Source organism: Marinomonas sp. UCMA 3892, from assembly GCF_012726345.1.
In the GTDB taxonomy this organism is placed as follows: Bacteria; Pseudomonadota; Gammaproteobacteria; order Pseudomonadales; family Marinomonadaceae; genus Marinomonas.
On record NZ_PTXN01000015.1, the window covers coordinates 24,892 to 40,011 of the forward strand.

Annotated in this window: 15 protein-coding genes; 9 read left to right on the top strand and 6 right to left on the bottom strand. The window is 43.3% G+C overall.

Annotated elements, in window-relative coordinates; translation table 11 throughout:
• Positions 1-22: 22 nt before the first annotated feature.
• The 4 genes from B6N13_RS18485 to B6N13_RS18500 form a co-directional block, all read right to left on the bottom strand.
• A complete protein-coding gene (locus B6N13_RS18485) occupies positions 23-808 on the bottom strand; it encodes a DUF1365 domain-containing protein (protein WP_169460249.1) in 786 nt (261 codons plus the stop codon).
• Positions 802-2,052 (bottom strand): FAD-dependent oxidoreductase, encoded by a 1,251-nt coding sequence (locus B6N13_RS18490; RefSeq protein WP_169460250.1) that lies wholly within the window; start codon positions 2,050-2,052, stop codon positions 802-804. The genes B6N13_RS18485 and B6N13_RS18490 overlap by 7 nt, the downstream gene beginning before the upstream one ends.
• A 65-nt stretch (positions 2,053-2,117) precedes the next feature.
• Complete coding sequence (locus B6N13_RS18495; protein ID WP_169460251.1) at positions 2,118-2,876, bottom strand: SDR family NAD(P)-dependent oxidoreductase; 759 nt, start codon at positions 2,874-2,876, stop codon at positions 2,118-2,120.
• Between the two features lie 10 nt (positions 2,877-2,886).
• Entirely contained in the window at positions 2,887-3,330 is a 444-nt protein-coding gene (locus tag B6N13_RS18500) for a nuclear transport factor 2 family protein (protein WP_100186794.1), read from the bottom strand.
• A 266-nt stretch (positions 3,331-3,596) separates the two neighbouring features.
• On the opposite strand from B6N13_RS18500, the gene B6N13_RS18505 reads away from it, so the two are divergent.
• The 5 genes from B6N13_RS18505 (at position 3,597) to B6N13_RS18525 (ending at position 7,501) form a co-directional block, all read left to right on the top strand.
• On the top strand, positions 3,597-4,172 hold the full coding sequence (locus B6N13_RS18505) for a sigma-70 family RNA polymerase sigma factor (protein ID WP_012071736.1): 576 nt from the start codon (positions 3,597-3,599) through the stop codon (positions 4,170-4,172).
• 5 nt (positions 4,173-4,177) lie between these two features.
• Positions 4,178-4,873: a ChrR family anti-sigma-E factor gene (locus B6N13_RS18510; RefSeq protein ID WP_012071737.1), complete on the top strand. Its 696-nt coding sequence runs from the start codon at positions 4,178-4,180 to the stop codon at positions 4,871-4,873.
• Between the two features lie 125 nt (positions 4,874-4,998).
• Positions 4,999-5,181, top strand: a complete 183-nt coding sequence (locus B6N13_RS18515) for a hypothetical protein (protein WP_048814147.1) — start codon at positions 4,999-5,001, stop codon at positions 5,179-5,181.
• Between the two features lie 187 nt (positions 5,182-5,368).
• Positions 5,369-5,578: a hypothetical protein gene (locus B6N13_RS18520; RefSeq protein ID WP_012071738.1), complete on the top strand. Its 210-nt coding sequence runs from the start codon at positions 5,369-5,371 to the stop codon at positions 5,576-5,578.
• A 192-nt stretch (positions 5,579-5,770) separates the two neighbouring features.
• On the top strand, positions 5,771-7,501 hold the full coding sequence (locus B6N13_RS18525) for a lysophospholipid acyltransferase family protein (RefSeq protein WP_169460252.1): 1,731 nt from the start codon (positions 5,771-5,773) through the stop codon (positions 7,499-7,501).
• Positions 7,502-7,508: 7 nt separating this feature from the next.
• Here B6N13_RS18525 and B6N13_RS18530 read toward each other — a convergent pair whose 3' ends face one another.
• Positions 7,509-7,685: a hypothetical protein gene (locus tag B6N13_RS18530; RefSeq protein WP_157036014.1), complete on the bottom strand. Its 177-nt coding sequence runs from the start codon at positions 7,683-7,685 to the stop codon at positions 7,509-7,511.
• A 366-nt stretch (positions 7,686-8,051) separates the two neighbouring features.
• Here B6N13_RS18530 and B6N13_RS18535 point away from each other — a divergent pair, with 366 nt between their 5' ends.
• The 4 genes from B6N13_RS18535 to B6N13_RS18550 all read left to right on the top strand — a co-directional run bounded on the left by B6N13_RS18535 (position 8,052) and on the right by B6N13_RS18550 (position 12,999).
• On the top strand, positions 8,052-8,357 hold the full coding sequence (locus B6N13_RS18535) for an isoamylase early set domain-containing protein (RefSeq protein ID WP_012071740.1): 306 nt from the start codon (positions 8,052-8,054) through the stop codon (positions 8,355-8,357).
• Positions 8,358-8,665: 308 nt separating this feature from the next.
• Positions 8,666-10,123, top strand: a complete 1,458-nt coding sequence (gene betB, locus B6N13_RS18540) for a betaine-aldehyde dehydrogenase (RefSeq protein ID WP_169460253.1) — start codon at positions 8,666-8,668, stop codon at positions 10,121-10,123.
• 61 nt (positions 10,124-10,184) lie between these two features.
• Positions 10,185-11,867 carry a choline dehydrogenase gene (gene betA, locus B6N13_RS18545; protein WP_169460254.1) on the top strand — a complete coding sequence of 561 codons (1,683 nt, stop codon included), beginning with the start codon at positions 10,185-10,187 and terminating at the stop codon, positions 11,865-11,867.
• A 259-nt stretch (positions 11,868-12,126) separates the two neighbouring features.
• Positions 12,127-12,999 (top strand): hypothetical protein, encoded by an 873-nt coding sequence (locus B6N13_RS18550; RefSeq protein ID WP_169460255.1) that lies wholly within the window; start codon positions 12,127-12,129, stop codon positions 12,997-12,999.
• A 173-nt stretch (positions 13,000-13,172) separates the two neighbouring features.
• Here the strand turns inward: B6N13_RS18550 and B6N13_RS18555 are convergent, their stop codons facing one another.
• Positions 13,173-15,107 (bottom strand): bifunctional 2',3'-cyclic-nucleotide 2'-phosphodiesterase/3'-nucleotidase, encoded by a 1,935-nt coding sequence (locus B6N13_RS18555; RefSeq protein ID WP_169460256.1) that lies wholly within the window; start codon positions 15,105-15,107, stop codon positions 13,173-13,175.
• Between the last annotated feature and the right edge of the window lie 13 nt (positions 15,108-15,120).

The following is a 15,120-nucleotide window of genomic DNA, read 5'->3' on the forward strand; positions in this document are numbered from 1 at the left end:
TGCATTTGTTCTACTTAATTTATTATTTCAATTTAGTAGTGGTAGACGATGAATTCGGATGTGAATAAAAAGGTACTTTCTTCATCCAAAGCTTAAGTGCTTGCCAATAAATACCGAATGCGACTTTCATCGTCATGACAGGGTAATTAAACAGCACCCTAGCCATGGAGCTTGACGTTAGTGTCATTCGAGTCAGCGACAATGTGGCATCAAACACACATTGCTCACCCTCTAATTCTTTGTTCTGCATGTGTACAGCTAACTTCTTATTCGGAACATTGCTGCGCCAATCATAAAAATGTTCCATCGGATGAAAAGGCGACACATGCATTGCCTTATTGAATTGAATACGCTGCATTTGATCGCTTGGATCACATTTTAAAACGTAAGGGATTTTTTCGTTCCAAGGTGTGTTAGTTACCTCAAGCAACATAGCTTGCAGCTGCTCACTTTCATCAAAGCAGTAATAAATAGTGATGGGGTTAATAATGAAGCCGAAATAGCGACAATTGGTCAGCATGCGAACTGAGCCAGATAAACTCAGCCCCAAACGCTCATTCACTTCAGACAATACAGCTTGTTTGATTGACAAAGACTCATCCCCGAAATAATCCTTTCGAGAAAACCGAGCGAGTGACCAAGATTTCATCGACCACCAAGGGCTCATCGCCAGTACATCATCCAACTCATCTAAATCAAAATACATCATAAAGACGCGATAGCGAAAGGCATGGGAGCGCGGAGTAAAACGACGATGCCTCACCATTCCATGATAAATAGCACTGTGCTTAGGAACAAAATCTACCATGAAACACCAAGTCCATTAGCGACACGAACACCGCTCCAACAACCATCTTCATGAAAACCATTGCGCCAATAGGCACCACAGAACCATGTCTTGTTTACGCCATTTATATCTGACCAACGATCCTGTGCTTTGATGCCTTCCAAGGTAAAGGTAGGATGTGAGTACTGAAAGCGCCCAACTATTTTGTCTTCCGCGATCATGTCGGTCTGATTCAAAGTCACCACATAAGTCGTGTCGCTGGAAAAATGCTGCAGAATATTCATGTTGTAGCTAAGGGTTGCAGGTTTAGTTCGATCCGTGCCGAGGTGATAATTCCAGCTCGACCAGGCCAATTTTTTCTTCGGCAACAGTCGCGTATCGGTATGAAGTACCACGTCGTTATTTCGATAAGGAATCGCACCCAAAACGGCTTGCTCGTCTGGGGAAGGGTCTGCCAACAAAGCCAAGGCTTCGTCACTATGACAAGCGAACACCACTTGATCAAAAATCTGTGCTGAGCCATCACCAAAGTGAATGATGACTTTATCCTCAGAGCGATGCACTTGAGTAATATCTGCCCCAAGCTGGATTCTGTCTTTGAACTTTTCTACCAAAGGCTGTAAATACGCCGAAGAACCTCCTTCGATTACTCGCCATTGCGGCCGATCATTAACGCTCAATAAACCATGATTCTTAAAGAAGCGAACGAAGAACACCAAAGGAAACTCCATCATTTCATCAAGTGTTGATGACCAAATAGCGCTTCCCATAGGAATCAAATAATGGCTCGCAAAGCGGCTACCGTAACCCTTTTCTTTTAGATATTCGCCAAGCGTCACGCCTTCTTTTAACTGGCCACTTTCTAGGTCCAAAATGGCTTCTTTATTAAAACGTAAGATGTCTTTTAACATGCCAATAAAAGAGAAGTTCAATAGGTTTCGACGCTGAGCAAACAAGGTGTTTAAGTTGTTTCCACCATACTCTAATCCACTACGCTGACAGCTGACGCTAAAGCTCATTTCTGTTGCTTTAGATTTCACCCCTAGCTCGTCCATCAAACGAATGAAGTTTGGGTAAGTCCAGTCATTAAAGACAATAAAGCCAGTATCAATTGCCCGAGTACTCCCTGCTTCTTCTACTTGTACGGTCGCAGTATGGCCGCCGATCCGCTCTGCAGATTCAAACACCGTCACATCATGTTGCTGCTGTAAAAGATAAGCGCTGGTTAGACCGGAAATCCCTGATCCAATAATGGCAATTTTCACTCATTGTCCCCTTAAAACATATTTTGTTATTACCAGCTGAACTGGTGTTTTTAGATTTGAAATCGTTATTTAGTTTTTGGCGCCAACATCGATAACCATAATTTTGGGAAATGTCTTCCTGCCCACAACATGGCCGTTAGCCGTTTTGGAAAGGCGTACTCAAATGGACGAGACTCTAGTGCACTGAACATGCGTTTTGCAGCATCATCCGGTGACATTAGAAACGGCATAGAAAAGGTGTTTTTCTGCGTCAAAGGCGTATCAACAAAACCCGGCAATAAACAGGTGACATCGACATTGAATTGCTTCAAATCCATGCGCAAAGAAGATAAGAAATATCGAATAGCGGCTTTACTTGCACCATAGGCTTCAGCTTGCGGAAAAGCAGCCTGTACGGCTTGAGAACTCACACCAATCAAATGCGGACGTAAGGATTTCTTCAGCAATGGCAAACACACTTCGACACTATTCACCAAACCAATAAAGTTAACCGACATAATACGATCCATCATTTTCCAATCTGGATCAGTGTCCGTCATATCCAAATACTCACAGGTACCTGCGTTTAATACCGCACAGTCTAAATGGGCAGAATATGAACTCAGTGTATCTCGGACGGAATCCATTTGACTGTCATCCGTTATATCAAAAGGAATAAATGTTAAATGTTGGTGTTTGTCTATTAGAGGCTCTAGCTCGCCTTGCTTGCGCGCACTGGCTAATACCCTCCAACCGTCATCTAAATAACGTTTGGTCAACGCAAGACCAATACCTGAACTCGCTCCGGTTATCCAAACGACTTTTCTATCCACTGCCTGACTCATGAGACTCTCCTTAGTTCGCTAGGCGCTTTTTTAAGCCTTTCACCACAGCACCCAACAAAGGCACATGTTCATAAATCAACTGGCCAAGGTCATAAACATCTTCATGGAAATAAATACGCTCGTTAAATTGCACCTGACTAATGCCACGCACCGTAATGGTTTTATTGCCGAGTTTTGGGTGTTTAAAATGCATATTCCATTTTATGTACGCTGTATTCTCGGACACAATTTGGTCCAAGTATTCAAAACGGCCACTGTGAACGTTGACACACATCTCAGACAAATAAGCATGTAAGTTTTCTGCACCACGTAATTCATGGACAGGATCTTTAAACAATACATCTTCTGTATATACGTCATCTATTTTGTCGAGCTTAGGATGCTTTACATCAAGATAAAACGCTTTGAAACGTTCTATTAACAAAGAATTGGGATCCATTTTAGAGTCCGTCATGCCCATCACTTACCTTAGCCATCTTGATCTGGAGAATTGATCGAAATCGATTCATTTCATTTATTCCCATTAAACGTGTTTAAACAAATTATGGATCACTCTTTTTAAAATAGATGGTCTGAAAAGTAAGATTTTTCACACCCGCTATTTTTACCTATTTAAAAGTACAAATGTTTTTACTATTAAAAAAGACGAATGTGATCCATCCTTCTGATTAGCACGTATATTTGAGAAACGACATGTCAGCCTTCCTTTTGGAGCAATAAATGGAACGCGCAATACAAATAGAACCAGATGAACAACGCGTAGCAGATATGCTTGCTATTGCGGAGCACAGAGATCAAGCCGCGCTCGCTCGCCTGTTTGATTACTATGTTCCGAAATTAAGAGCCTTCTGTCTCGCAGCACAACCTGGCGCCAATTTAATGGCTGATGATATTGCTCAAGAAGTGATGATTCGCATCTGGAATAAGGCTCATACCTACAAACCGGAATCCGCATCGTTGAATACTTGGGTTTTTACGCTAGCAAGAAACGCACGTATTGATTACTTGCGTAAGAACAGTCGTCATCAGTCTGATATTGACCCTGAGTATCTTTGGCAAAATGTGGTCGATGAAAATGCCGATCCATTCAAAGATGCCCAACAAAAAAGAGATCAGGAACGCATCCAGCAAGGCTTAGATAAATTGCCAGCGGATCAAAAACAGGTTTTGGCCAAAGTCTACTTAGAAGGCAAAACCCACAAAGAAGCAGCAGAAGAGCTATCTCTTCCACTTGGGACGATTAAGTCTCGAGTTCGGCTTGCTTTGCACAAACTCACTATTTACGTTAAGAGGTAGTATCGATGATTAACTACCATCCATCGATTGAAATACTGACCGACTATGCTGCCGGCTCATTACCATTAGCGCATTCTTTATGTGTATCTACGCATCTAGAACGTTGCCATGAATGCCAACAGCAAATCCGCAAGTTGGAAATGCTTGGTTCACACCTATTCGATCAAACTAAAGCCGACAGCCGTCAACTTAGCAATTTGAAAGACAGCTTTTTCGAAAAAATAAACGCACAAGCTGAGCAAAAAAGCGATCTCTTGAAGACAGAAGAAGAGCCAACAGCGATTGATTGGGGTAACTACACCGTTCCGAAGAGTCTTCGTCAGTTTATTAAGAAGAGCTACGATGACTTAAATTGGATGCGTCTTTCACCTTCATTTAAAATCGCTACGCTTTATAACGAAGAAGGCGGCGCACAAATTGCTCTGACCAGAGTTAAAGCTGGTGCTCACATGCCAACTCACACTCATACTGGCGATGAAATTACCTTAGTTTTAGAGGGCGCTTTTTCTGATGAAAGCGGAGTTTATCGCCAAGGCGATTTTATCAATCGTGATGCCAGCCATAAACATAAGCCAATCGTCACCAAAGACGCGGAATGCATCTGCCTAACAGTGTTGGACGCACCGATTGAATTTACTGGTTGGTTAACACGACTATTGAACCCAATTATTCGTCGTTACCATCCTCATTCAAGTAGATAAAACAACATGACATTGGTCTCAATGCTAAAGATAGCCACACGATTGCAGACGTTAGCCAATAACAAGCAAATTTTGTGAAAATCTGGTATAGTCCTTGTTCAATCTAAAAACAAGGACTATTTATCATGGCAACTAAGAAGAAACAGCCGGCTGCTTCGGAGACTTCAGAATCCATTGAAAAGCAAATGCAAGAGTTTCTAGCTCGCGGTGGACACATAGATAAAATCGATTCAGGAGTTAGTGGACAATCTCAGCTAACAGGATCACGTCATATTTCCCTAGGAAATAGCAAAACGAAAGCGCAATAAGCTTTAGGGATACTTTACTCATAGTAAATATCCCTCGCTATTTTCGTTTGTACGCCAACTCTATAGACGCTATTTTAGAATTACTTTAAAAAGCAATTAGGTTGGCGAATCAAATAGTTATCTATTATTTCCCTATTTATACACAAAACCTAAAATAACAATTTAACAGCATAGATAGAGGAACATTATGCTTACCGAATCAGATCGCGCTTTTTTTCGTCCTAAATGGCGTAGAGTAGTAGTAACTTTATTTTGTGTTGCGTGGGCGATTCTTGAATGGGTATCGAATGAACCTATCTGGGCCATGGTTGCAGCAGGCATCACGTTATATTGTTTGTGGAACTTCTTTTATAAGTTTGAAGAAGAAACAGATGAAGATAACACGCCAATCAGTTAACTGATAAAGACAGAACACGCGCCGATTTAATCTATTCCACCATTTTAAACAAAGCATTGACGAACAAAGTAGTCACGAAAGGCTTTTATTAACGAGTCATTTATTCGCCACATAACCGTCACGACTCTGTCATATTGACGTTCTACTCTCTCTAATAAGATACACAAAAACTTATTAGAGCGGAGCACTACTGTGATACAAGTCGAGCAAATGATTGCCAGTAAATCACCTCAGTTTTTCGACAAAAGCCCTCTTATCACTCGCCCAACGTTAAGTGTGCTAAAACGCTTATTCCACGAAAGCGAAGTAAACCAATTCCTGGAAAAAAACTACGGCTGTGTCGGCTTCGAATTTATTGATCGTGTACTGGATCACTTCAACTTTAGTTATCAAGTGAGCCAAGTAGACCGTCGAAACATTCCCGCCAGTGGACGCGTGATGATCATCGCCAATCACCCTCTTGGCGCTTTAGATGGCCTCGCCTTACTCCGGTTAATCGGTGAAATTCGTCCAGACGTGAAAATCGTCGCTAACGATCTGTTAATGGGGTTTGATGGCTTAAAACAACTGGTTCTTCCTGTGGATAACCTAGGCGGCAAAACAGGACGCCAACAACTTAAAGCCATTATGAGCTGCTTGCACAACGAAGAAGCCGTAATTATTTTTCCGGCAGGTGAAGTGTCGCGAATGTCGCCAAGCGGTGTTAAAGATCAACACTGGAATCAAAACTATCTAAAACTGGCGCAAAAAACCAACAGCCCGCTATTACCTGTTCATATTGGCGGACGTAATTCCATGTTGTTTTACACCAGCTCCATTTTGTATCGTCCACTATCTACCCTGCAGCTAGCAAACGAGATGTTCCGCCAGCGCAACCGTAAAATTCCCATGCAGGTGGGTCAAGCCATTCCGATTCAAGAACTGGCACAACTACCATTAAGCGACAAAGAAAAGAATAAACTGGTAAAACGTCATTTGTACCGTATCGCTAAAGGCAAGAAGCCACTGCTCAAAACAGAAAAAACGGTTGAGCACCCGCAAAACAGACAAATGATCAAACAAGAGCTGAAAATCGCCGAGCACCTTGGCAGCACCAAAGATAACAAACAAATTTACCTGTTTGATTACGACCCAATGTCGGTGACGATGAAAGAAATTGGACGTTTACGTGAAATCGCCTTTCGTAAAGTAGGTGAAGGTACTGGCGAGCGTTCTGATTTAGACAAGTTCGATCAATACTATCGCCATTTGATCCTATGGGATGAAGAAGAGCTAGAAATCGTTGGCGCATATCGAATAGGTGAAGTTGCACGTTACATGAAGTCAGACACACCAAATCGTATCTACAGCGCAGAACTGTTCCAATACTCTTGCGATATGGAGCCCTACTTTGAACAAGGTATAGAACTTGGACGTAGCTTTATCCAGCCTAAATATTGGGGCAAACGCAGCTTAGATTATTTGTGGTACGGTATTGGCGCGTATTTAGACAGACACCCTGAAATCCGCTACATGTTTGGGCCTGTCAGTCTAAGCAACAGCTACCCACAAGTAGCGAAGGATTTTATTGTCTCCTTCTACAAACTCTATTATGCCGACAAAGAACATTTAGCGCGATCGTTTACGCCTTATCAAGTCAATGCAGAACACTCTGACATCATTTCAGCCATGTTCAGCGGCGATAACTATGAAGAAGACTTTAGAATATTAAAAGAACAACTCAGCCACTTTGGCGCCAGCGTACCAACACTGTTCAAACAATACAGCGAATTATGTGAACCTGGTGGAGTTCGCTTCTTGGACTTTGGTGTCGATGCCGACTTTGGCTACTGTGTTGACGGTTTAGTCCTAGTAGACCTAAATACAGTCAAAGAAGCGAAAAACAAACGTTACCGAGGTCACAATGACGGTACGCAACCATAATTAGCTATCACGAATCATGGTGATGTCCACGATAGTGACGGCCATGTGAATGATGACTATGTGAGTGATGGTCATGGGAGTGCTCATCATCCTGTTGTTCTGGGCGTTTAAAGACAACCAGATAAACAATTTTAATGACCAGCATAATGCTTAACACAATAAGAACGACCATTTGAATATCCATAAAACACCTCATTATTTTTGTTGGTGTCATTTGAGTATAGGACATGAAAATACGTTTAAATGTGAATTTACGTCTTAAGTTTGTATAAATGTGGTAAGCCCTGAAATAGCGCATTTAGTGTCTTGATTGATACTAAAATGGATCGAAGAAGATAAACCCAGACTAAAAATAAACCGTTTTTTGTTTTGGGATTAATCAGTTAGTAAATATGGCGTAGGCTTTGCTTTACCATTAAAAAAGAGTCTTCTTAGAGAGCCTTTTTTAACGAGCCTATTCAAAGAGTACGTTTTAAAAGCACGTTTCATCTAACCTCGGGCTTTTGTCGTAGCTTTACACATTTGTCTATCCTAGATCATGGAGCTGAAAATGATTGAAAAAACTTATTTAAAAACTAAACCCGAATGCAAAGTGAAATTCGCTTTACCTGCTGAAGCAATTGGTGATGCAAAAAGCGTTGCTGTCGTTGGTGACTTCAATAATTGGGACTGCACAGCCAACCCGATGAAAAAACAGAAGTCTGGCGATTTTGTGTCGACGCTTAACTTGGGCATCGAAACCTCGTACCAATTTCGTTATGTTCTAGATGGCACAGAATGGTTAAATGATGACATGGCTGACGCTTACGTTCCAAGCCCAATAAGCTATGACACAAACGGCGTCATCAGCCTGTAATAGCGTTTCGTAACGTTTATAGCACTTCAATCAGTGCGTCTCGCTTTTAGGCTTTAAGCCGAGACGCTCGCCTCTCTCAACATCTTGCTTTGAGGGAGCTTCTGCGTTCAACAATCCTGAACCCAATCACCAAAGCGCTTCACATTATACCGTCATCTTTTTGCCCCAAAACCACGATTTAATGGATTCGAGCTGCAATTCATAGTCAAAATATGTACAATTGTTTTTATTAAACGCGCGTTTAATAAAAACTTAAATATCTCAATGACTCTAAACAGAGCCTTGAAACAGACATAAAGAGGCACATCATGGCACATCAGCAGCAATACATTCATGGCCGCTACCATGCATCCACCAGCGGTGAACACTTTGAGACAATCAACCCAGCGACAGGCGAAGTGATTGCAACAGTTGAGCACGCAGGACAAGCTGAGTTAGATGCTGCTGTTGAGTCTGCAAAACAAGGTCAAAAGGTATGGGCTGCAATGAGCCCAGTTGAACGCGGACGCATCCTTAAAAAAGCCGCTGAACTATTGCGTGAAAACAACGAAGAGCTTGCTCGTCTGGAAGTATTGGACACTGGTAAGCCACTTCAAGAAGCCATTGTGGTTGATATCCAAACTGGTGCCGATGTGATCGAGTACTACGCTGGGCTAACCGATAAAATCCAAGGCGATTATCAAGACCTTGGCAATGGCAACTTCTTCTACACACGCCGCGAGCCTCTCGGTATTTGTGCTGGTATTGGTGCATGGAACTACCCGATTCAAATCGCCATGTGGAAATCAGGTCCTGCGCTTGCGGCGGGCAATGCAATGATTTTCAAACCGTCAGAAGAAACACCATTAACCGCACTGAAATTGGCGGAGATCTTCACTGAAGCAGGTTTGCCCGATGGTGTTTTTAACGTCATTCAAGGTGATGCGCGTACAGGGCAATTGATCACCAACCACCCAGACATCGACAAAGTCTCTTTCACTGGTGAAGTGGGCACAGGCAAAAAAGTCATGGCCGCTTCAGCACAATCTTTGAAGCAAGTCACCATGGAGCTTGGCGGTAAATCGCCAATGATCATCTTCCCTGATATGCCAGTGGATCAAGCCGTTTCTGCTGCCATGTTGGCTAACTTCTACACCCAAGGGGAAGTCTGCACCAACGGTACTCGCGTATTCGTTCATGCGGACATGCTAGACGCTTTTACCAAAGAACTAAAAGAGCGCACCGAAGCCATGATCATTGGTGACCCAATGGACATGGACACGCAAGTAGGCGCGCTGATCTCCAAAGATCACATGCAAAAAGTCTTGGGCTACATCCAAGCGGCCAAAGACGCTGGTGCAACCTTGTTATGCGGCGGTTACCAAGTCACTGAAAATGGCTTAGACAAAGGCGCCTTTGTGGCACCAACAGTATTTACCGATTGCACCGACGACATGCCACAAGTACGCGATGAAATCTTCGGCCCTGTTATGTCAGTACTAAGCTTCACAGATGAAGACGAAGTGATTGCCCACGCTAACGATACTAAACTTGGCTTAGCTGCTGGCGTCTTTACCAAGGACTTCGCTCGCGCACATCGCGTCATCAATCAATTACAGGCCGGTATTTGCTGGATCAACTCATGGGGCGCTTCACCGGCTGAAATGCCAGTAGGCGGCTACAAACAATCTGGTATCGGTCGTGAAAACGGCATTGAGACTCTGTACCACTACACACAAAACAAGAGCGTCTTTGTTGATCTAAACGACATTCAAAGTCCTTACTAGGCGAGACTCTTACTAAACGAGTCTCCCAATAAAAGAGGCTCTTATTAAATGAGAAAAGGTCATGGCAAACGAAACGTACGATTACATCATTGTCGGTGCTGGCTCTGCAGGCTGTGTGTTAGCGGACCGACTAACCGAAAGTGGCGAACACAAAGTGCTGTTGCTGGAAATGGGTGGCTCAGATAAGAGCGTCTTTATCCAAATGCCAACCGCTTTGTCTTATCCCATGAATACCAACAAATACGCTTGGCAATTTCATACCGAAAAAGAACCCGGCCTTGATGGCCGTGAAATGCATTGTCCACGCGGCAAAGTACTAGGCGGTTCATCGTCTATCAACGGCATGGTTTATGTGCGTGGTCACGCTTGTGATTTCGACCAATGGGAAGAAAACGGCGCCAAAGGCTGGAACTACCAATCTTGCCTACCCTATTTCAAAAAAGCCGAAACATGGAAAGGCGGCGCGGACTTATACCGTGGCGGCAATGGCCCATTGTCGACCAACAACGGCAACGACATGACCTACAACCCGCTTTACCAAGCCTTTATCGATGCTGGCGAAGAAGCCGGCTACGGCAAAACGGAAGATTACAATGGCTTCCGCCAAGAAGGTTTTGGTCCCATGCACATGACGGTTAAAAATGGCGTGCGTGCATCTACAGCTAACGCCTACTTACGTCGTGCTATGAAGCGCCCTAACCTAACTCTCAAAACTGGGGTGTTAAGCCATAAAGTCCTCTTTGCAAATGGAAAGGCCAATGGCAAAACCGCCACGGGCATTGAGTTCAGTAAAAACGGCCAAACTCAACAAGCCAATGCCAGCAAAGAAGTGATTCTATCGGCTGGCTCGGTTGGTTCACCACAGTTATTACAACTGTCTGGCGTAGGTCCAAAAGACGTCTTGGAAAAAGCCGGCGTGCCTGTGGTTCATGAATTACCGGGCGTAGGTGAAAACCTGCAAGACCATTTGGAAGTCTATTTCCAGTACTACTGCAAACAACCCGTGACGCTAAACAGCAGACTTGGCTTGATCAGCAAAGGCTTGATTGGTACCCGCTGGATGTTATTTAAAACCGGACTGGGTGCAACTAACCACTTTGAATCTTGTGGTTTTATTCGCTCGCGCGCTGGACTGAAATGGCCAAACATTCAATATCACTTCTTGCCAGCTGCCATGCGCTACGATGGACAAGCCGCCGTGAAAGGTCATGGTTTCCAAGTACATGTTGGACCAAACAAGCCAGAAAGCCGTGGTAAGTTATGGATCGAGTCTGCTAATCCAGCTGCGAAACCGCGTATCTTGTTTAACTACATTTCGACCGAGCAAGACAAGCAAGATTGGCGCGATACCATCCGCCTAACTCGCGAAGTATTGCAACAATCGGCGCTAGACGAATACCGTGGTGATGAAATTCAGCCAGGCATGAATATTCAGAGCGATGAAGAAATCGACCAATGGGTAAAAGAGAACGTGGAAAGTGCTTATCATCCATCTTGTACTTGTAAGATGGGCGATGACAACGACCCAATGGCTGTTCTAAACGAGCAATGCCAAGTCCGCGGTATCGAAAGCCTACGCGTGGTGGATTCGTCTATCTTCCCAACCATCACCAATGGCAATTTGAATGCGCCAACTATCATGGTGGCAGAAAGAGCCGCCGACATGATACTTGGTAAAGACACCTTGCCAAGCCTAAATGCGCCCGTTTGGATTCACCCAGAATTTGAAACCAAACAGCGTTAATCGTAAACTTTACCATTATTTTAAAGGCCTCTTCGGAGGCCTTTGTTGCGTTTTACATACCAACCAACGCTTATCTATCGAGGACGACATCCTCGCACTATCTCAGATAGTTAGCTTAGCTGGCATCATCAAACTTACTGTTTTGGTAGCTGTGTAGAAAAAGCGTGATATTAAGAAGACATAATTCACTAACAGCTGAAAGAATGACATGATGAACTTCATTTCATTAAATAAAGCATAAATAGTATTTATGAGGCCTATGATGAATGCTAGATCAATTAAATTAGATCTTATTGAGAACAGCCACGCTTTCTTTGTTGAAGCAGCTCAAAAGGCTATAGGTGCAGAAGACGATATTAGGCATTGGCAATTCGCTATCTTAAATTTGGTTCAGTCTTTAGAGCTCACGCTTAAAGCAATGCTCAGAGATATACATCCGATTTTAATCTACGAGAATATCGATAATCCAAAACACACTATAAGCATTACAAAAGCTATTGAAAGGTTAGCAGATAAGAATATAGGCAACATTTTATTTTCCAAGCAAGAGCTAGAAGGAATGAGTTCTGCGATAAAGCTTCGAAACAATATAACCCACTCAGACTTCGAGCTATCCATTGATCATGCTCAAGCACAGTTTCTAAAAGTTTTAGAGCTCTATATTAAAATTCAAAGAGTTCATCTTAGCCGACAAATCGAGGACATACTTCCAAAGGAAGTGCACGAAGAGTTGCTAGCAATCGAAAAGTCGAAAGAGGCCCTAATTAAAAATGCTTTGCAAAGGACTGAAGAGCAAGGAATTCCAAGTAATGACATTTGGACTTGCCCAAATTGTTTGTCTGATACTTTTGTGGTCTATGACGGCCTAGATACCTGCTATGCATGTACCTTTAAAGATGAACTTCAGGAGTGTCCAAGTTGCCATGAGCTATTCTTTGAACATGAATTGGAACCAATTTCTCAATATTTTGATACCGATCTTTGCGAGGGAGAAGTAATTTTACACAACACATATGGATATGACTTCTATCAAGCTTGTAATAGCTGCTCAGAAAAAATAAAAGAAGACATTCAAGAGCAACGGGACAAGGAACATTATGACTTCTTGGAAAGAGAATATTACATGCGCTAACTATCCTCACGTGCCAGTTCAATGACGGCATGCACTAGCTAAAACAGCGTGTCGAAGTTGGATATTATATTTAGCTTTATAGCTTTACAAAATTTAGAAAAGCTATTAGCAAAAACGCCTGCTAAATCCTAGCAGGCGTTTTCGTTCAGACGCATCTTTCTATTTCAACAAAGCTATTTAATTTGAAAGATGGCAAAACCATTGTCATCTAAAGACTGATAAGTCATATTTTTAGCTGCGGCTTCTTTTGCTTTTGGCGAGCTTGTAAACAAGACTTTTGCTTTACCAAAATCGGTGAACGACCAATTGCCGTCAGCGGCAGGATTAATAGTCTTTTGGCTCAATAAGTAATTTGCCACCACATCACGGTTCTTATCTGGCGCATCAATCACAATAGTCTCACCATTAAGGTTAGGGAAATGCCCGCCACCACCAGCGCGATAATTATTAGTTGCGATCAAGAACTCATCTGTTGCTCTTAATGGCTCGCCATTGAACATCGCCTTAGTAATACGATGTGCGTCTTTATTTACCACTTCACCATCCGCATTGTAACGAGCGGGTTGAGTCACATCGATACGATAAGAAATGCCATCGATCACATCAAAGTTATAGGTAGGGAAAGACGCATTTACCAAGCTTTGAGGTTCAGTCGAGTTAGGGTCAATCTGGTTAAACTGCCCAGCCGCCGCTTCTAACCACTCAACCACTTGCTCACCAGTCAATTTCACCACTTTTAAGTCATTAGGATAAATGTACAAATCGCTGACGTTTTTCAGCGCAATGTCACCTTTTGGCACATCGGTGTAATACTCTGGGCCACCGCGACCACCAGCCTTGAACGGTGCTGCGGCAGACAAGATTGGCAAACCTTCATAAGACGTACCACGAACGATATTTTCCACATACCAAATCTGCGCATTGTTCACGATTTGGATCGATGGATCATCTTGCACGAGCGCAAAGAAGCTATTGATGTCAGCTGTGGATTCACCCACTTTACGACGCATATAGGCCAGAGTACCTTCATGCTCCGTTTCAACCGCCTCATTCACAGCAACATCTGCTTCAACTAATGGCACTGTCTTACGTCCTTCACGACGAGCAATGGCACGCACTTCAGCTTTGCCATCGGCAACTTTCCAGCCATCGCCAGCTGGCTCAAGCTTCAAATCAATCACCCCAAGGTGAGACCCCCAAAACCCCGGCATAGTCGCAGGCTTACCAAATACCGTACCTTTTTCACCATCCACACCTTCGAAAGCATCTAATGCTTTGTCGCCAGGAAAGATGCGATGAGAGTGGCCAAACAAAATCGCATCGATACCGTCAACCTTCGCCAAATGATAAGAAGCGTTTTCCTCGCCCTTCATATAAGGCGAGTTCATCATGCCACTGTGTGGAATCGCGATAATCACATCCGCACCTTTGGCTTTCATTTCAGGAACGTATTTATTGGCTGTTTCGATAATATCTTTGGCAATGACTTTATGAGTTAAATTGTCCTTATCCCACGTCATAATTTGTGGCGGTACAAAACCAATGTAACCTATTTTAACTGTTTGCTTTTTGCCGTCGGAATCGACGAAAGTTTTGTCTTTAATGATATAAGGCTGGAAGTAAGGCTGATCGTTAGACGCATCGTTGTCGCCATCGTCCACATACACGTTAGAGTTAACGTAAGGGAAATTAGCGCCGCTTAAACTTTTCATTAAAAAGTCTAAGCCATAGTTAAATTCGTGGTTACCGATATTACCCACATCGTAATCCAACAAGTTCATCGCTTTAAATGCAGGATGCGTCTCACCAAAGCGCAGCACTCGACCTTTGGCAACATAATCGCCCAACGGCGTACCCTGTAATAAGTCACCGTTATCCACCAACACAGAGTTCGTCACTTCCGCACGCGCCGCTTTGATCAAAGTCGCCACACGAGACAACCCCACCGCATCACTTTGCTTATCGCCGTAGTAATCGTAATCCACCAAATTCATGTGAATGTCAGTGGTTTCCATGACCCGCAAGTCAATGGTGGAAGCCTGCGCCATCGCAGCAAACAACAAAGAAGAGGCGAAAATCGACGCACCCTTAGGAACAAAAAACGTCATGAAAATACTCCAT